General features: G+C 46.1%; 18 protein-coding genes. 10 read left to right on the top strand and 8 right to left on the bottom strand.

Going from position 1 to position 17435, the window contains the following annotated elements:
• Positions 1-9 precede the first annotated feature (9 nt).
• The 5 genes from KNQ18_RS08280 (at position 10) to KNQ18_RS08260 (ending at position 4481) form a co-directional block, all read left to right on the top strand.
• On the top strand, positions 10-1383 hold the full coding sequence (locus KNQ18_RS08280; protein ID WP_215084468.1) for a PTS transporter subunit EIIC: 1374 nt from the start codon (positions 10-12) through the stop codon (positions 1381-1383).
• A gap of 82 nt (positions 1384-1465) precedes the next feature.
• Positions 1466-2512, top strand: coding sequence for a DUF871 domain-containing protein (locus tag KNQ18_RS08275; RefSeq protein WP_215084466.1), 1047 nt, complete (start codon positions 1466-1468; stop codon positions 2510-2512).
• The gene (locus KNQ18_RS08270) at positions 2509-3036 is read left to right on the top strand and encodes a general stress protein (RefSeq protein ID WP_215084464.1); all 528 of its coding nucleotides are present in this window, start codon (positions 2509-2511) and stop codon (positions 3034-3036) included. The genes KNQ18_RS08275 and KNQ18_RS08270 overlap by 4 nt, the downstream gene beginning before the upstream one ends.
• Positions 3037-3159: 123 nt before the next feature.
• Positions 3160-3873, top strand: coding sequence for an N-acetylmuramoyl-L-alanine amidase (locus tag KNQ18_RS08265; RefSeq protein ID WP_353049769.1), 714 nt, complete (start codon positions 3160-3162; stop codon positions 3871-3873).
• A gap of 41 nt (positions 3874-3914) precedes the next feature.
• On the top strand, positions 3915-4481 hold the full coding sequence (locus KNQ18_RS08260; RefSeq protein WP_215084462.1) for a DUF1349 domain-containing protein: 567 nt from the start codon (positions 3915-3917) through the stop codon (positions 4479-4481).
• 64 nt (positions 4482-4545) lie between these two features.
• On the opposite strand, the gene KNQ18_RS08255 is transcribed toward KNQ18_RS08260, so the two are convergent.
• Positions 4546-5652 carry a citrate synthase/methylcitrate synthase gene (locus tag KNQ18_RS08255; protein WP_215084460.1) on the bottom strand — a complete coding sequence of 369 codons (1107 nt, stop codon included), beginning with the start codon at positions 5650-5652 and terminating at the stop codon, positions 4546-4548.
• A gap of 165 nt (positions 5653-5817) precedes the next feature.
• Between KNQ18_RS08255 and KNQ18_RS08250 the strand changes: the two genes are divergently transcribed.
• Positions 5818-6084: a hypothetical protein gene (locus tag KNQ18_RS08250; protein WP_149427158.1), complete on the top strand. Its 267-nt coding sequence runs from the start codon at positions 5818-5820 to the stop codon at positions 6082-6084.
• 35 nt (positions 6085-6119) lie between these two features.
• Here the strand turns inward: KNQ18_RS08250 and KNQ18_RS08245 are convergent, their stop codons facing one another.
• From KNQ18_RS08245 to KNQ18_RS08220, 6 genes are all read right to left on the bottom strand, one after another.
• Complete coding sequence (locus KNQ18_RS08245) at positions 6120-6899, bottom strand: HAD-IIB family hydrolase (RefSeq protein WP_215084458.1); 780 nt, start codon at positions 6897-6899, stop codon at positions 6120-6122.
• Positions 6900-7023: 124 nt separating this feature from the next.
• Entirely contained in the window at positions 7024-7719 is a 696-nt protein-coding gene (locus KNQ18_RS08240; RefSeq protein ID WP_215084457.1) for an FAD-dependent oxidoreductase, read from the bottom strand.
• Positions 7720-7747: 28 nt separating this feature from the next.
• On the bottom strand, positions 7748-8500 hold the full coding sequence (locus KNQ18_RS08235; protein WP_214722862.1) for an iron ABC transporter ATP-binding protein: 753 nt from the start codon (positions 8498-8500) through the stop codon (positions 7748-7750).
• Positions 8497-9561 (bottom strand): iron chelate uptake ABC transporter family permease subunit, encoded by a 1065-nt coding sequence (locus KNQ18_RS08230; protein WP_215084455.1) that lies wholly within the window; start codon positions 9559-9561, stop codon positions 8497-8499. Before KNQ18_RS08230 ends, KNQ18_RS08235 begins: the two co-directional genes overlap by 4 nt.
• Positions 9558-10553 carry an ABC transporter permease gene (locus tag KNQ18_RS08225; RefSeq protein WP_215084837.1) on the bottom strand — a complete coding sequence of 332 codons (996 nt, stop codon included), beginning with the start codon at positions 10551-10553 and terminating at the stop codon, positions 9558-9560. The genes KNQ18_RS08230 and KNQ18_RS08225 overlap by 4 nt, the downstream gene beginning before the upstream one ends.
• 20 nt (positions 10554-10573) lie before the next feature.
• A complete protein-coding gene (locus tag KNQ18_RS08220; protein ID WP_215084453.1) occupies positions 10574-11566 on the bottom strand; it encodes a siderophore ABC transporter substrate-binding protein in 993 nt (330 codons plus the stop codon).
• Between the two features lie 387 nt (positions 11567-11953).
• Here KNQ18_RS08220 and KNQ18_RS08215 point away from each other — a divergent pair, with 387 nt between their 5' ends.
• The 4 genes from KNQ18_RS08215 (at position 11954) to KNQ18_RS08200 (ending at position 16728) form a co-directional block, all read left to right on the top strand.
• Positions 11954-12910, top strand: a complete 957-nt coding sequence (locus tag KNQ18_RS08215; RefSeq protein WP_215084451.1) for a sensor domain-containing diguanylate cyclase — start codon at positions 11954-11956, stop codon at positions 12908-12910.
• Between the two features lie 237 nt (positions 12911-13147).
• Positions 13148-15163 (top strand): BglG family transcription antiterminator, encoded by a 2016-nt coding sequence (locus KNQ18_RS08210; RefSeq protein ID WP_214857347.1) that lies wholly within the window; start codon positions 13148-13150, stop codon positions 15161-15163.
• 3 nt (positions 15164-15166) lie between these two features.
• A complete protein-coding gene (locus tag KNQ18_RS08205) occupies positions 15167-15433 on the top strand; it encodes a PTS sugar transporter subunit IIB (RefSeq protein ID WP_058705306.1) in 267 nt (88 codons plus the stop codon).
• 32 nt (positions 15434-15465) lie between these two features.
• Positions 15466-16728, top strand: a complete 1263-nt coding sequence (locus KNQ18_RS08200; RefSeq protein ID WP_047395867.1) for a PTS ascorbate transporter subunit IIC — start codon at positions 15466-15468, stop codon at positions 16726-16728.
• 107 nt (positions 16729-16835) lie between these two features.
• Here KNQ18_RS08200 and KNQ18_RS08195 read toward each other — a convergent pair whose 3' ends face one another.
• Positions 16836-17393: a hypothetical protein gene (locus KNQ18_RS08195; protein ID WP_215084449.1), complete on the bottom strand. Its 558-nt coding sequence runs from the start codon at positions 17391-17393 to the stop codon at positions 16836-16838.
• Positions 17394-17435 lie beyond the last annotated feature (42 nt).

Genomic DNA, 17435 nt, shown 5'->3' with positions numbered 1-17435 from the left:
GGAAACACGATGAAGAAGGAAGAAGTGCTGGCACACGCGATACTCGAACACGTCGGTGGAAAAGATAATCTCCGGCAGCTCGCGCACTGTATGACGCGGGTTCGTTTATCGTTAAAGGATCCGACGCAAGCAGATATCGATGCGTTAAAGCGGATTGATGGGGTCATGGGGGTCATCGATGACGAGACGTTACAAATCGTCGTCGGTCCGGGAACGGTCAATCGGGTAGCCGACCACTTAAGTCGCGAAACAGGACTCGCGATCGGGGAAGAATCCGTGGATCCGAATTTAACACCAGAAGAACGAGCAGCTGTCGAGCGGCAAAAAGTGAAAGCGAAACAACAGTCACCGTTCAAGCGCTTCTTACGCCGGATCGGGAATATCTTCATCCCGCTCATTCCGGGTCTTGTTGCTTCCGGTATCATCAACGGGGGTGCGAACTTCGCGAAGAATGCGGGTGTCGACGAAACGCAGACATGGATGCAGATTTTACTACTGATCGGTGGGACGGTCTTTTTATATCTCGCAATCCTTGTCGGGTGGAATACGGCGAAGGAATTCGGTGGGACGCCGGTGCTCGGAGCAATCGCTGGTGGGATTTTATTCAACCCGGTACTTGCGGACATCACGATTTACGGGGAACCACTCGTTGCGGGCAGGGGCGGCTTGTTTGGAGTCATCTTCGCGGCTTGGTTGATGACATATCTTGAGAAGCATATCCGTCGCTTCATGCTCGCATCGATTGATATCATCTTTACGCCACTGTTGACGGTGCTGATCGTCGGATTCGCCTCGCTCCATGCAATCATGCCGGTTGCTGGACTGCTGTCAGACGGAATCATGAAAGCAATCAATGCCGTACTTGAGGTCGGTGGACCACTTGCCGGGGCAGTACTGGCCGGCTTCTTCTTACCACTCGTCATGGTCGGTCTCCATCATGGACTGACACCGATCCATCTCGAGTTCTTGAATACGATTGGCAATACGCCACTCTTACCGATTCTTGCAATGGCAGGAGCGGGTCAAGTCGGGGCGGCAATGGCGATTTTCGTCAAGACGCGCAATCCGCGCCTGCGTAACATCATTAAAGGTGCGATTCCGGTCGGATTCCTCGGAATCGGTGAACCGTTATTGTACGGTGTCACGTTACCGCTCGGTCGTCCGTTCGTAACGGCATGTCTCGGCGCAGCAGTCGGTGGTGCCTTCCAAGCAACGATGAAGACGACGGCGCTTGGAGTCGGCGTATCCGGTTTATCATTGACACCGTTGATCGACAACGGAATGTACTTGACGTACATCGGTGGTCTCGTCATCTCGTACGCGGCAGGATTCCTGTTCACGTATTGGTTCGGCTTTAAAGAAGAAATGGCAGACGGTATTTAAGGTATTGAAAAGCAGTTGAATCCTTCCCAAAAGAAGGAATCAGCTGCTTTTTCTCTAAGTAGAGAAGGGAAGGAGTGAGTCGATGAAAGGATTATCAATCTATTTAAGTGAACCGATCACAGACGAGACGAGCGAGTGGCTACAGCGGATGCGCGCTGTTGGCTTTACGTCGCTCTTTACATCGCTACATATTCCCGAGGACGATTCTTCACTGTACGTCGAACGCTTGCAAGCACTCGGTCGCTTAGCACGTGAGCTCGGATTCGAACTCGTGGCGGACATCGCACCAGCGTCGCTCGCGACGCTTGGCAAGACATGGGAGACGGCAGCGACGTTAACGGACTGGGGTGTAACCGGACTCCGTCTTGATTACGGCATCAGTCCGCAGCAAATCGCGACGTTATCCAATCAGATGATGGTCGCACTGAACGCCAGTACGTTAACAGCAGATGAATTGACGGAGATGCAGGCACACGGGCTGCGAATCGATCGAACGGAAGCGTGGCATAATTTTTATCCGCGACCGGAAACAGGACTCGACCGGACGTGGTTTGATGCAAAGAATGCCTGGTTGCAGGCGCAAGGATTACGAGTTCAAGCGTTCATACCGGGTGACGGAATACTCCGTGGACCGTTGTTTGAGACGTTACCGACACTTGAAGAACACCGGCATGCGGCACCGTTTGCCAGTTACATCGACTTAAAAGCGACCGTTGATCGAATTCTTGTTGGGGATCCACGATTGACGGAGGCGACGATTCGGCAATTCGAAGCAGAGCAAGACGGAATCATCGTACTGCGGGCACTCGCGAACGGACAGCAAGCACAACGGGAGACGGAAACGAATCGGTTTGATCCAGCGCGGGATGTCATTCGATCCGTCGAGTCGCGGATGAAGCCGTCGACGATCGATCTAACACTGCAAGATTCGTCTGCCCGTCCGCTTGGAACGATCACGATCGATAATGAAAAATACGGACGATACGCGGGCGAGGTTCAAATTACGAAACGTAATCTACCTGCGGATGAGCGAGTCAACGTCCTCGGACGCGTGATTGAGGCTGATCAACCATTGATCGCACGGCTTGGTCCAGGAAGTAAGTTCCGGATCGAATGGGTGACGCCATGAAGCAGCTCGTTGCGGAACGACTCGCCTATCTGTACCGAGGAGAATTGTTCACGGTCGTCACGATTTTACCGCTGAGTTGGTTTGGTAATCGTGTCTTTCCACGACTGCAGTTATTTGAACTCAGTGCCTTTTGGATGTCACTGTTTTTGTTTGAGCTGTTGTTGATTCAAGGAGCTTGGTATTGGTACAGCAAGTCAAAGCGTCTGAAGAAGGAAGGAACGTCATTCACCCCGTTACCCGTCGTCCGACGATTACGTCACTGTCGTGTCATCAATCTGGCTTTGATCGTCCTGACAGCGTGTGCGTTCGGAATCGATTGGATGCGTTTCCGATCTGAGCTTCCTGTCTCCGGAATACAACTTGCCTTGTTATTATATGTATTCGCAATTCTTGAATATATCAATTATTTCCATATCCAACTTATGTACGATAACCGGTCAGATGTGCAATACTTAATACGGAACAGACGTTTGAAACGATCAGCATTGAATAAGGATATGCAACGACTTCGTCAAGTAGTCTAAGGGTTCATAGAAAATAGGAGGGATTGTATGCTCGATATGCTCATTCGTGGCTATCGAAAGTTACGGAAGCTAAGAGGACGTTAATAAGTTTTGCAAAATGGATGGTATGGAGTGTGATGAAAAGTGAAACGGATTGGTTTACTCATCATGTTAGGTTTATTGATTGGAAGTGCGATGCCACTCGATGGACAGGCGAAATCGACGTCAAAGAAGGAAACGATTTGTATTGATCCAGGTCATCAAAAAAAGCAAAACTTAGCAAAAGAACCGGTCGCTCCACGTTCGAAGGTCATGAAAGTGAAAGTGAGCGCGGGGACGAGCGGAGTAAAGACGAAAATTCCAGAGTATAAACTGAATTTACAAGTCGGATTGAAATTAAAAGCTGCATTAGTGAAAAAGGGATATCGGGTACATATGACGCGAACGACACACGATGTCAACATCAGTAATGCAGAGCGTGCAAAATATTGTAATGCGAAGAAAGCTGCCTTAACCGTTCGGATTCATGCAGACGGAAGCACGGATCGAAAGGTAGAAGGAATCTCCGTCTTATATCCAGATGATCAAGTGACGAAGGCGATCAATAAGACGAGTAAAAAACAAGCAACCATCATGTTGAAGCACTTGATTGAATCGACGAAGGCGAAAAAGAGTTACGGAACTGGACTTGTTCCACGAAAAGATCTGACGGGTTTCAATTGGTCGAAGACTCCTGTTGTGTTGATTGAAATGGGCTTCATGTCAAATCCAACAGAAGATCAAAAATTAGCATCTGACAGTTATCAAAAAAAGCTAGTGAACGGTATGGTAAAAGGGATCGATGCGTCACTAAAATAAAGATTCAATCAATCATCAATGATTAAAAAGGGGAGAATTCGATGAAGAATACAAGTTGGTTAAACCCACCGACACGTATCGAACAGGAAACACCGTTACGTTTCATGACGGATCCGGATACGGATTTTTGGCGCAATACCCATTATCAGTTCAACCGTCTGACGGGGCATGCACTGTTGCAGGATGCTCCGGAAGGGGAGTTCAAGTGCCGAATCGAAGTAAAATTAAACCCGAATGCGACATATGATCAGGCGGGGATTTTGCTTTATGTGAACGACGATCACTGGGTGAAGATCTCGGCTGAGTTCATTCCGGATGGTCCATCGCATCTGGGTGCCGTCGTGACGAGCTTCGGGTACTCGGACTGGTCGTGCCGGGATGTCGACAATACGCTGTTTGATGCACCGCTTGTCTTTGAACTCCACTATCTCAATCAAGATGTCACGTTGTATCACGTAACAGGAGAGCACAAAGAGCAACTCCGGATCGCACACTTACATGACGTGACCGATTTGAAGATTGGACCGTATGCGTGTAGTCCGGATGTAGAAGCGGCAGGGTGTGAAGTGGAAGTACTAGATTTCTCATTAGAAACTATCGTTAAATAAAACGCCATAGCAAATGGACCGATGTCAGGCATCGGTCCATTTTTTGATCGTAACTAGAGATTAATCAAAACTTAGCTGCTTGTTCCGGCATCTGTCCTGTATATGACGATTGAGGTCTGAAGATCCGGTTGTCTTGCGATTGTTCGAGGATGTGTGCCGTCCAGCCGATGATACGGCTAGAGGTGAACGTCGGTGTGAACAGTTCTTTCGGAATGTCGAGTCCTTTTAAGACGGCTGCCGCGAAGAATTCAACATTCGTATACAGTTTTCTACCCGGTTTGTATTCCTCGAGTAAATCGATTGCTGTTTGCTCCATTTGTGTAATTAGGTTGAACCAATCGCTCTCTTGTGCGAGATCCTTTGAGACGACTTTCAAGGCTTCTGAACGCGGATCGCGAGTTTTATAGACACGATGACCAAAGCCCATCAGTTTTTCGCCTTTTTCTAATTTGTTCCGGATCCAAGGTTCGATGTTATCGATCGTTCCGATTTCATCAATCATCTCAATGACTTCTGACGGGGCGCCACCATGAAGCGGTCCTTTCATGGAACCAATCGCAGCACAGACGCCAGAAATTATTTCCGATTCCGTCGAGACGACGACACGGGAAGCAAACGTCGAAGCATTCATACCGTGTTCAATCGTTAAGATCAGATACGCCGTCAATGCTTTGATCTCGACGTCACTCGGTAATTGTCCTTTGATCATATAGATGTAATTCGCGACATGATCGAGTTCCGGATTCGGTTCGATGAAGTCAGCACCTTGATTTTTTTGATATTTATAGGCAATGATTGTTGGTAAGAGTGCTGTTACGTGCATCGCTTGATCAATTGTCGGTGGCCAAGCGAAAGCGGGTGTACCAAGTGCCGAGATTGCTGTTCGCATCGTACTCATGACATCCATCTCGTTCGGCAATGTATCGAGAATCGTTTTAACGTAAGAAGGAAGTTCGCGATAACTCGTCATCTGTTCTTTGAATGTCAAAAGTTCCGATTCAGTCGGGAATTCACCATTCCAGATGAAATACGCCACTTCTTCGAATGAATAGGATAATGCGAGTTCCTTTGCCCAGTGTCCGCGATAGATAAGGTGACCTAACGTTCCATCTACTAAACCGATTTGTGTTTCAGCGGCAATGACGCCTTCGAGTCCTTTTTTGTATTCCATCTTCAACACTCCTTTTCTAATATCTACTGTCAGTATGACTTACAACGATACTAAATCACCAGTTATTTGAATGCGTTTCCAAAATTATTCTGTGGAGCGCTATAATTAAAGTGCATTCTGTTTCATGAAACAAATCAAATATATAGTAACCATGAAGGAGTACATATGAATAAAGCAATGATCATTCGCTTATTGGGATTTTTCTTTGTATTACATGTCTTTTTAATGATCGATATTTTCTTTTCAGTGAGCCGAACGATTCTTGAGCCGCTTGCATTAGTCGTTGCTTCATTGACCATGCTCATTCCCGTAAAACGATTTAAGCCACTAGAAGAACAAACGCTGTCGGTTTTCAAATCGAGTATCGCTGTCCTAGTAGGAATGCTCTTGATGAGCGGATTATTCTTACCCATCGTATTCCTCTTTGGATGAGTAACTATTGATCCGAAAATTTCACCAGGCGTTATTTAGGAATACGACGTGGAATAGACGTATTTTTGGCTTAGATGCCTGATTTGTTCGACTATGTGAGATTCTAAAGGACTGGTGGAGTCAATGGTGTGATCTGCGTAAAAACGGAGTGATTTATGGCTTCCAATCATGACCGCATACTGTGCTCCTTTGAATAGCTCGATATCATTCGCGTCATTCCCAAAAGCAATGTATCCCTCGTTCTCGATACCAAGACTTTGTAAAGCAGTCCGTTTATTGATGCTGGTTGGACTGATATCCAATACTTGTTCCGATCCATGATAATGAACAACGACATCCATTCGAAGTAGCTCGTTTTCTAAGGATTTCAAATTGTTGGCACTCAAAATGAGGATTTTTATGATTCGATCATGGTGAGATAGCGGAACATTTTGTGCCGTCTTAGCCGGATCTAAATTGTTCAGGATAGGATGGTCTTGCGGTCCGTTATATGTATAATTCCAGTCACTATCGATTAAATATGTGGCTTTATGCTTGTCGAGTAATCCCGTAATAAGGGAAAGCTCACGATCGTCGAACGATTTGGACTGAACGATTGTTTGTTCCGATGCGACCAACGATCCGTTTCCGCCGATTAAGATATGGTCGTGGAAAGAAGGATGAATGACGGGTAGCATGTCACGGATAGGACGTGCTGAAGCAAAAATCACACGGTGTCCGTCGTCCTCGACTGCATGAAGCGCCTGTACGATGTCTTGAGACATCGGTTTTCCTTTAAAACAGATTGTGCCGTCGAGATCAAATACAAAATTCATAAGCAACCCTCCAAAAGTCAGTTGATGCACTTATCATAACAAATATTTACAGATCACATACCAATTCTTTATTTTGAGAAAACAAAAAGACTCCAGTCAATGCTGAAGTCTAATCATTGATACCTTATGCAAAAAACGTATCTCGCTGGTCCTGGCGTTTATCAATCATGATCTGTGCTGCCGGAATGTTAGCAGCCTGCAACACGTCAATCGTGTCTCGGAGAAATTCATCACTGCCAACGATGTAGAACAACCCTTCCTTATCCTCTGTCATCGCTTTGACAGCATCGTAGTAAGCGGAGCGACTCTCGACATAAGCGGGGCTAAACTGCTCGTGCGAAGGAAGCTGAGTTTTGAATAGTTCAGTGCGCGCCGAGTCGACATTCAACGAGTACATGTGCGGAATGCCACTTCTGTCAGCCTGATGTTGCAGGATGATTGGTCGAAACGTTGCCAGACCAACGCCTGCTGACAGTAAGTACACCGTACGATTTTCCCGACGTAGTGGAATGTTCGAATGCGTCTTAAACAAAGCAATCTTCTCACCTAGTTTCAGCTGCCGAAGTGTCTCCTTAAAGACGGAACATTCCGGTTTGATCCGTGTCGTGATGCCGATCGTTTCTTCATGAGGGAGCGTCGAGATCGACATATGCCGAATCAGACTACGGTTCGGTTTTTCACCTGCATTAAACCCTTCTAGCGCCATATGCGTATGGGCGCCTTCCTCCCAAACGAAACCATCCGGACGTTGCAAATGAAACGTGTAAGTGTGTTCGCCTTCTTGCGTTACCTGTTCTAGGGGTAGCCAATCGATCTGCATCATTCATTCCTCATTTCTATATAAAGTATCAATAGACGGCAATCGGACCGTATGGACCTTCGATGATCTCAAGATGGGTCTCGAAGATCTCGGATAACAGCGCTTCATCCATGACTTCGGCGACCGTTCCGAAAGCGGCAATTTGTCCGTCCTTCATCGCACAGATGTGATCGGCATATTTCGCAGCAAAATTGATGTCGTGCAAGACGGTGATGATCGTCCGTCCAAACGTATCGGCGACGTGTCGTAGATAACCCATCATTTGGACCGAGCGGGCGATATCAAGGTTATTGAGGGGTTCGTCGAGTAGAATGTATTCCGTTTCCTGACAGAGTACCATCGCGACATATGCCCGTTGCCGCTGTCCGCCCGATAATTCATCGAGGTAGCGGTTCTCAAGCGACGTCAACTCGAGAAAATCGATGTATTTCGAGATGATCGTCTCATCGTCAGCCGTCAAGCGACCTTTTGAGTAGGGGAAACGTCCGAAGCCGACGAGCTGCCGGACTGTCAGCCGGGTTACGAAATGATTTTCCTGCCGCAGGATGGTGATGATCTTCGCTAAGTCTTTCGATTTGCTACTCGTGACATCCATGCCAGCGACTTCAATCTGCCCGGCATCGAGATCAAGCAAACGACCGATCATCATTAATGTCGTCGACTTCCCGGCACCGTTTGGACCAATCAACGCCGTGAATCCACCTTTTGGAATCGTTAAGTCGATTGGACCGATCCGGACCTCATCCGTATACGATTTTTTAACGCGTTCGAGTGATATCATAGGGACCTCTTTCTAAGCAACACGACAAGGAAAATCAGACCGCCGAACAGTTCGATGATGACGGAGACGACGCTTGGCGTGTTGAAAATGTGATACATGAAGAAATAGGCAGTCGTCAAAACGAAGAAACCAATCGCGAATGCCATCGGGAAGACGTATTTGTGATCATACGTCGCAGCGACCTGATAACTAAGTGTCGCGACTAAAAAGCCGAAGAACGTCAACGGTCCAATCAATGCCGTCGACATCGACATCAGGAGTGAAATCAGAATCAAGAAGTAGATGACACTGCCACGATGATTGACGCCGAACGATGTCGCGACCTCTTTTCCAAGCGCGACGACGTTGAGTCGTCTTGACGAGAAGAAGAGCAACAGACCGACGATGAGGACGACCGGAATGACGATCGGGAAGTAAGCCGCGTCGGCATTCGTAACCGAACCGAATAATCGTGCTTGTAAGATATCGAACTCGGACGGTGCGAGCATCTTTCGCATGAACGACGACAGCGAGTTCAGACCAGTGCCGAGAATGATTCCGACGAGCAACATCAGCTGCAGGTTCGCGTATTTTCCGGATAAGAGCCATCCGTATAATAAGAGGCTCATCGCGAGCATGATCGCGACCTGTGTCAAAAAGGCGCTCGTGCCGGTAAAGCCGACGAGTGCTCCCGCACCGAAGAAGAAGATCATCGATGTCTGGATCGTCGAGTAGAGAGCGTCAAAACCAAGCAGGGACGGTGTGATGATCCGGTTACTCGTGACCGAATGAAAGGCGACGGTCGCAAGACTTTGGCAAATTGCTGCAATCGCCATCGTGATGACTGCCGTGATCCGGCGTTCGACGACCGGCCAAAAGGACGGAGAATCAAACGGAACCGGATTATTGTAGAGCAAGAGACCAATCGTACTGAGCACTCCGCCGCTGAGGAACAGGATGAGGAGAATCCAGTAGCGGCGCTCGAGTCGTTTCGACTGAAACGCAGACGCCCGGCGATTGGTTTCACGTGTAACGCTCGGTTGAATTCGTGTATGTTTCTGTTGTCTAATCGCGGTACTCATCTGACACCTCCAGTCTTCCGTCGACGTAACAGAATGATGATGAAGACGGCTGCCCCGACCGTTCCGAGAATCAAGGAGACCGGTAGTTCAAACGGACGGATGATCGTGCGTGAAATCAAATCACTGATTAGAATCGTCGCCATCCCAATCAGACAGACCCACGGCAGATTACTACGGAGATCGTCACCGCGAAACATCGAGACGATGTTCGGAACGATCAAGCCGAGGAAGGGCAGATTGCCGATGACGGTCGCGACGACACCGACTGATAGGGCGATCAGCCCGGTCGCGATCAGCATCAGTCGATTGTAGTTGACGCCAAGACTCGTCGCGACGTCTTCGCCGAGTCCGACGAGCGTCAAGCGACTCGCAAGAAAGAAGATACAGACTGTGACACCGATGATGATCCAGAGGTATTCGTAGCGACCGATCTGGACGGACGCGAACGAACCGACGAACCAGCCTTCGATCGCTTGGCTGGCACGGAAAAATAGTCCGAGAAACGTCGAAATCGCGGAGATGACGGCTCCGAGCATCAGACCGATGATCGGGACGATCAACGATGAACGCAGTCGGACCGAACGGAGAAACCAGAAGAAGACCATCGTCCCGATGAACGCAAACACGATGGCTCCGGTCATCCGCATCAACAAGGACGGTGCCGGAACGAGTAAGTAAACGGCTAACAGTCCGAGTCCCGCCCATTCGATCGTTCCCGTCGTCGTCGGTTCAACGAGCCGATTTTGCGTGATCAGTTGCATGACGAGTCCTGCCATTGCCATCGCAGCACCCGTCAGCATCAAGGCAAGCGTTCGCGGAACTCGCGTGATCCAGAACATATCGAAATCGTTCGCAGCACTACGTAGTTCGTAGACGCCCGTGAAGAGGGAAGCCGCTGCGAGCGCTAAGACGAGACATAAGGTCAAGACGAACGGCTTCGTCCAAACGACAGAAAAGGAAGGTCGAGCGGGTGGCTCAACTCTTCCATTCATTTGTTGCTGTGCGTGTGCCATTACTTCGCAAGTGCTTTCGCGATATCGTTGAAGAATTCCGAGTAAGTCTGGATCGATTCATTCAAGTACGTATCTTTTGGTGCGTAGACGATATTGTCGTCTTTGATTGCTTTTGTTTTCTGCAGGGCAGGCGCGCGGTCGATGACGTCTTGCGCCGGTACGGCACCTTCAGCGTTTCCAAGTGGTGCGTCGCGGTCAAGGACGAGTAACCAGTCCGGGTTACTTTGAGCAATCGCTTCGACCGAGACTTCATCACCTTGGTCGTTGCCCGATTTTTGTTTGACTTCGAGTGCTGGTTTCCAGTCGAACAGATCATACATCGGTCCGAAGACACGTCCACTCATCGGAGCCGAGAATCCGATATCGCCGCCCGAGACGATGACCGACATGACGCTGTCCTGTCCGTTATACGATTTTTTAACGTCTTTGATCGATTGCTCAAGCGTTGTCACGAGCTGGTCAGCTTCTTGTTTTTTATCGAAGATTTGTCCGAGTGTCTCAGTCGTATCTTCAAGTCCTTTGACGAGTAACTCACCTGGCGTACCAGAGTCTTCCGGTAAAGCGATGTCAAGGTCGATGACAGCGGCGTTCGGGACGAGTTTTTTGATGTCTTCGTAATGATCAGCGAAACGCTGGCCGACGATGACGACGTCTGGATTAACACCAGCAATCGCTTCGAGGTTCGGTTCGAAGTGCATGCCGACGTCGACGATATCCTTGTCTTTTGCGTATGGTGACTCAGCCGGGAGTAGTCCGACTGGTGCTGCTGCAAGTTCGACGTCCCATGCAGCAAGTGTTTCGAACGTTCGGTTATCGAGTGCGACGACTTTCTTCGGATCAACTGGGACGTTGACCGTTCCGTGTGCGTCCTTGATTTTGACCGTCTTCGGTGCCTCCGCGTTCTTCTTCGTGTCTGCTTCTCCTGCGTTCCCGCATGCTGCGAGTAAAACAGCAAGCGAACTCACGACGAGTGGTGTTTTCCATTTCCCCATGATGATTCAGCTCCTTTTGTTTAATTTGATAACGCATAAATCAAGGATTGAGTAGCAGATGGATTATGTATATCTACGTGATTAATCTGTTCTCAATAAGTGATAATGATTATCATTGTCATGTTCACCGAGAATCATAGCAAATGAATTTGGAAGACGCAACGCTAATTTCCAGTCAATTGGCTGTCTGAATTTTTTACTTCTATAAACTATACGAAAATAAAAAAATGATAATCTTTCTCATTTAGGACTAGAAATAGGACCATCGAACGCTTTTTACAAAAACAGGTTTAAACGATAGTCAAAAGAGAAAGTGGTAATAAATGTAACCTTTTCGTTTTTCAAATCAGATACGCTGCAGAAGATGACTTCGAAATGAGGTGCTGTATGAATCAAGCATTTGAAGACTTGAAGATGTATCAAAATTTTGATGAATTGGCGGATGATGTCCTCGATTTTGCAAAAGAGATTCTACCGGACCAGATGCTGTATTTATCAGCGATCGAAGCAGGACAACAACGGATGTTGAAGATTGCGAACGACAAAGCAGATATCCCGATGGTGGAAGGCATGCAGATTGAATTGAACCAATCGTTGTGTAAGCTGATTGATTTCGAGGCGAGACAGCCGGTCGTCCTCGAAGATATTCCGAACGCGGAACAACTCGGCGACTGGCGAAAGGGTCTGGAGGAGGCTCACGTCCGGTCTTACTTGGGTATTCCAATCGTCTTGACGAGCGGGGAGACGTTCGGCACATTATGTGCGATCAATAATCGGGTCAGCTTGTATGAACAGAAGAATGTTCAGCTATTGCAACGAATCGTTCGACTCTTCTTGTACTACTTGGAGCTTGAGCGTCATGCTTGGAAGGATGCGTTGACAGGACTGCACAATCGGCGGTACTTAACGAAGCAGTTCGAGGAGCATCCCGGGCAGACAGGAGCTGTCTTCTTCCTTGATCTCGATGGCTTTAAGCAGGTCAACGATGTCTATGGACACGAGACGGGGGACATCGTCCTGCAAGAAGTCGCACAACGCTTACGACAGTTCGTCCGCCAACAAGACGACGCGATAGCCGTACGCTTAGGCGGTGATGAATTCATTCTTCATTTCGGTCATTCGGATTCAAGGGCAGGGTGGGAACGACTCGCAAAGCGGATCGTCACTGCGTTAAGTGAGTGGGAAACGGACTACCGGGTGTCGACGAGTATCGGGATCGTGTTGTATGACACTGCGTTTCGTCCAGAGTTGCAAGCCTTATTACAACAGGCGGATGTTGCGCTATATGCCGCTAAGTCGTCTGGGAAGAATACGTATCAGTTTTATGAGTTAGTAAAAGAGTGAAGACTATCAATCTGAAGAATATTTATTCGGTATAGAACAGGTTGTTTGGCTTATTATGGTAAAATACAAATAAAAATTAAATCGCTTGTAAAACACTCATGTGACGAATGAGTGTTTTTTTTGTTCTCAAGAATTAGAGACAGTTTTTTGTTAATAGCAAGAACAAACATCAATCGTAAACGCTTACAAAAAGATGGTGTTTTCGTTTTATACTGAATGCGTAGGAGGCCTCCACTTATGTTATTGAACGAAAAAAGTAAACGAATCCTTCATGTGATGCTTCATGAAGAAATCGTACAAATTCCATTTTTATTAACAATCTTACCGTATTCTAAACGAACTTTAGAGTATGAAATCGAACGTATTCAAGAATGGCTTGGATATCATCAATTACCGTTGATTGATGTGAATGGACCGATTTTGACGATTCCATCTGATAAGGGGATTGGAGAGAAATTAGAGAAAGCTGAATTAATCTTTTCGGAAGAAGAACGTGAGTTGTTGATCACATTCTATACGATGGTGGAAAAAGATTTTGTATCTTCCGTTCATTATCAGCAGTTGTTAAATGTATCGAAGTTTACAGTGCAAGAAAGTTTAAACGCTGTGAAAAAAGACGCGGTTCAATTTGGGATTACACTCAATTATTCTCGAAAAGATGGATATCACTTCTATGGGCATCTACAAACGATTTATTTGTATATGTACCGAGCGATTGAGCGATTAATTCGACTTTCTACGAAAAACGATTTGATGTCTATGATCATTGATGATTGGTCAGAGCGTTTAATTAAAGCGAAACAACACATTGAATCATATGAAGCAGAACAACAATTCCAATTTGTAGAAGAGCATCGAGAGAAACTATCTTATTTTTTGATGTTAGGTCGATCAATAGCTATCAAGGAAGTTGTACCCAGTGAAGAACCGCTGTTCGTGAAGAACATTGATTCAACTCTCATTTCTTATTTCGAAGAACGGACATTATTTGTTGATACGTTAGATCTCCTTATCCAAAGTGGTCCGAAGGTGGAAGAGGAAATTCAAAAAGATCTTCATGCTCGTCTTTTCAAAATCATGCATGAGGTGATTACTCATTTTGAGACGATTTCTTGCACTTTCATTATCGAAAAAGAGGCTCTTTGTGAAAAGTTAGTACTTCACTCGAAAGCTACGATGCAGCGCCTCTATTCAGGTTTGGAATCATCATCGGAATTAAAGCGGTATGTCATGGAAGAACACCAAGTATTACATGTTCTTGTATCGAAAGCGTTAGAACCATTCCGCAAGTTGATGAATCAAGACATACCAGATGTCGAAATCATGTATTATACGCTTCACTTTGCCACACATCTAAATCAGCAAGGAGAGCAATTGGATAAAAAGTTAAAAGCAATTGTTGTCTGTCCAAGTGGGATTAGTGTATCGCATATGCTTGATTACATTCTAAAAAATCAATTTCCTGAGATTGTATTTTTACCACCGGTGTCACAACGTGAAGTGGGTCAATTCGTGGAAATTATCGATGTGATTTTTACGACAGTTCCGTTAGAAGAGAGTATTCATTTGCAGGCAGATGTCATGCTTGTACCTACCTTGCCGACACGTTTTGAGCAAATTACATTAAGACGGTCGGTGGAGCAGCGTTTTCTAAAACGAAACCAATCAGATGAAATTCAATTGGAGGATTTGATTGCTGTCATCAAACAACATGCAACAATCCAAAGTGAATCAGCGTTACGACAGGAATTAAATCAGCTGTTATATCCAAGACAACCAAAACTGCTACAAGGAGGGCAACCGGTGCTAAATGATTTAATCACAACAAACCAAATACAGATACACCAACGGGTGGAATCATGGATGGATGCCATTCGAGTGGCAGCAAGTCCTTTACTACTTGAAAAGAAAATTCAACCAGCGTATATCGAAACGATGATTCAAAACGTTGAGTCTCATGGTCCATATATTGTCTTAATGCCAGATGTGGCGATTCCACACGCACGACCGGAAGACGGTGTACTTCAACTAGGAATGAGTATTTTGAAGTTAGAAGAACCTGTTTTATTTCCTCAAGATAAAGAAGTACGTCTGTTTTTTGTTCTTGCAGCCATTGATCAAACAACGCATCTAAAAGCGCTAAGCCAACTGACGAATCTTTTAGGAAATCAAGCAGATGTCACACGTTTACTAGAAGCAAACTCTGTAACAGATATCGAAACAATCATTGAACCATATTCTGAGGAGGACTAAATCATGAAGAAAATTTTAGTGGTATGTGGAAACGGACTTGGATCAAGTTTCATCATGGAACTTAACGTTAAAAAGGCACTTGAACAAATGGGGAAACAAGCAGATGTTTCTCATACGGATCTCTCGACTGCACAAACGGAACCGGCTGATATTTATTTAGGTGCAAAAGACATCATTATTTCGCTCGACAACGGCACTCGTGACATTGTTGCTCTTGAAAATGTCATGAATATCGAAGACATTAAGGCACAACTTAGTACGAGACTTTAACTAACAACACATAACAGAAGGGGGGACTGACCTTGCTTGATTTACTTATGCGAGATATTTTAGGGACACCAGCAATTTTGCTCGGTATATTTGCTCTTGTTGGATTACTGTTGCAAAAAAAGGATATTGCGACAGTTGTTTCGGGGACACTGAAGACAATCATGGGCTTTATCATTATTGGAGCAGGAGCCGGTGTTATCATCGCAGCACTCGAAATCTTTAGTAAAATGTTCGATCACGCATTCAGCATTCGGGGAATCATTCCAAATAACGAAGCAATCGTAGCAGTTGCTCAAGATGCATTTGGTGTAGAGACGGCAATGATCATGGTGTTCGGAATGGTCATGAACATTGTTTTGGCTCGATTTACACCATTCAAGTACATCTTCTTGACTGGACATCATACGTTATTCATGGCGAGTTTACTTGCGGCAATACTTTCAGTTTCCGGATTGAGTGGCGTTCTATTAGTTGTTGTAGGTTCGGTTCTACTGGGATTATGTATGGTTCTTTTTCCAGCTCTCTTGCAACCTTTCGTTCGACAAATCACTGGTTCTGATGACTTTGCAGTCGGCCACTTTGGTTCCCTTGGATACTTTATTTCTGGAACGATTGGTAAATATGCAGGAAATAAAGAACACTCAACTGAGCAAATTAAGGTGCCCAAACAACTAGGCTTCTTAAGAGATACATCCGTTGCCGTTTCTTTGACGATGACATTACTTTTTGTTGTCGTTGCTCTGTTTGCTGGACCAGGATTTATTGAAAAAGAATTATCGAGTGGTTCGAACTATATCGTCTTCTCCATCATTCAAGCCATTACGTTCGCAGCAGGAGTCTATATCGTACTTGCCGGTGTTCGGATGTTAATTTCTGAAATCGTACCAGCGTTTAAAGGAATTGCGGATAAACTAGTTCCAAATGCCAAACCGGCGCTAGATTGCCCGACAGTTTTCCCATTCGCACCAAACGCGGTCATCATCGGCTTCCTATCCAGTTTTGTCGCTGGATTGATTTCAATGTTCTTCTTACCTTTACTCGGATTATCAATCATCGTGCCTGGATTAGTACCACACTTCTTCACGGGTGCTGCTGCTGGCGTATTCGGTAATGCGACTGGTGGAAGACGAGGTGCAATACTTGGCTCATTTGCAAATGGTATTCTGATTAGCTTTTTACCGGCATTCCTCTTACCACTGCTCGGCAATCTCGGATTCGAAGGGACGACATTCGGGGATTCTGACTTTGCGTTCGTCGGTATTTTGATCAGTTGGATTGTTTCTCTATTCAGCTAAACGGGTTCCATTGCATCTTATTTCGTTATAAAAAGTTGTGCGTTTCATTTCTAGTTACACTAAAAGACCTGACGCTTCTGAATCCCTTCAGAAACGATCAGGTCTTTTTAGTTGCCATTAAGTCGATAAACGATCCGAATGATGTCCTTTTTCGGAAGCTCGGGGTATTTGAGGCATAACTGTTCAACGCAGGACACAGGATCGGTATCTTCTAACAAGCGGATGGCGTCTTGGACGATTGGATCATGTTGTACGTTGTCTTCAGAAGACGGAACAGTCGAATCGCTCGATTGATGAATCAGGTAAAACAATACCGTATGTACAGATACCAGCACGACTTTTGTCGCGAGAGAAATCGTGATCGACGCAACGTAGAGGTCCATCCAAAGTAAGACGCTCAAACTGACGGAACCGTTCACGACAGCAAACAGTATGTTCGAGAGGCGACGCTTAAACAGTCCACCGAGCGCACGCATCATCCCGTCGAATACGATGCTGACGACCAGGCTAGCGAGATAGAAACATACGAGAAACACCAGACAACCAACGAACGAGTCGTAGGACACATCTCCGACGTAGAAAATCAGTCCATCGAGCATCAGTAAAGGGAGCACTAAGAGCAGACTGAGCAACACAAGCGAGATGGAGGAAACCAGTCGTGACATCATATCATCCTTTCCGTGCAAATGATTTCGTTAGAGAAGAAA

The sequence above is a fragment of the Exiguobacterium sp. s78 genome (assembly GCF_018618985.1).
GTDB classification, from domain to species: domain Bacteria; phylum Bacillota; class Bacilli; order Exiguobacteriales; family Exiguobacteriaceae; genus Exiguobacterium_A; species Exiguobacterium_A abrahamii.
The sequence above is the reverse complement of the archived record's forward strand: the minus strand, read 5'-3'. Positions and strand labels throughout refer to the sequence as shown.

What these genes read in the sequence shown, in the direction of transcription:
- KNQ18_RS08280 (WP_215084468.1), top strand. Translation starts at nt 10, where the DNA reads ATGAAGAAGGAAGAAGTGCTGGCACACGCGATACTCGAACACGTCGGT.
- KNQ18_RS08275 (WP_215084466.1), top strand. Translation starts at nt 1,466, where the DNA reads ATGAAAGGATTATCAATCTATTTAAGTGAACCGATCACAGACGAGACG.
- KNQ18_RS08270 (WP_215084464.1), top strand. Translation starts at nt 2,509, where the DNA reads ATGAAGCAGCTCGTTGCGGAACGACTCGCCTATCTGTACCGAGGAGAA.
- KNQ18_RS08260 (WP_215084462.1), top strand. Translation starts at nt 3,915, where the DNA reads ATGAAGAATACAAGTTGGTTAAACCCACCGACACGTATCGAACAGGAA.
- KNQ18_RS08255 (WP_215084460.1), bottom strand. Translation starts at nt 5,652, where the DNA reads ATGGAATACAAAAAAGGACTCGAAGGCGTCATTGCCGCTGAAACACAA.
- KNQ18_RS08250 (WP_149427158.1), top strand. Translation starts at nt 5,818, where the DNA reads ATGAATAAAGCAATGATCATTCGCTTATTGGGATTTTTCTTTGTATTA.
- KNQ18_RS08245 (WP_215084458.1), bottom strand. Translation starts at nt 6,899, where the DNA reads ATGAATTTTGTATTTGATCTCGACGGCACAATCTGTTTTAAAGGAAAA.
- KNQ18_RS08240 (WP_215084457.1), bottom strand. Translation starts at nt 7,719, where the DNA reads ATGCAGATCGATTGGCTACCCCTAGAACAGGTAACGCAAGAAGGCGAA.
- KNQ18_RS08235 (WP_214722862.1), bottom strand. Translation starts at nt 8,500, where the DNA reads ATGATATCACTCGAACGCGTTAAAAAATCGTATACGGATGAGGTCCGG.
- KNQ18_RS08230 (WP_215084455.1), bottom strand. Translation starts at nt 9,561, where the DNA reads ATGAGTACCGCGATTAGACAACAGAAACATACACGAATTCAACCGAGC.
- KNQ18_RS08225 (WP_215084837.1), bottom strand. Translation starts at nt 10,553, where the DNA reads ATGAATGGAAGAGTTGAGCCACCCGCTCGACCTTCCTTTTCTGTCGTT.
- KNQ18_RS08220 (WP_215084453.1), bottom strand. Translation starts at nt 11,566, where the DNA reads ATGGGGAAATGGAAAACACCACTCGTCGTGAGTTCGCTTGCTGTTTTA.
- KNQ18_RS08215 (WP_215084451.1), top strand. Translation starts at nt 11,954, where the DNA reads ATGAATCAAGCATTTGAAGACTTGAAGATGTATCAAAATTTTGATGAA.
- KNQ18_RS08210 (WP_214857347.1), top strand. Translation starts at nt 13,148, where the DNA reads ATGTTATTGAACGAAAAAAGTAAACGAATCCTTCATGTGATGCTTCAT.
- KNQ18_RS08205 (WP_058705306.1), top strand. Translation starts at nt 15,167, where the DNA reads ATGAAGAAAATTTTAGTGGTATGTGGAAACGGACTTGGATCAAGTTTC.
- KNQ18_RS08195 (WP_215084449.1), bottom strand. Translation starts at nt 17,393, where the DNA reads ATGTCACGACTGGTTTCCTCCATCTCGCTTGTGTTGCTCAGTCTGCTC.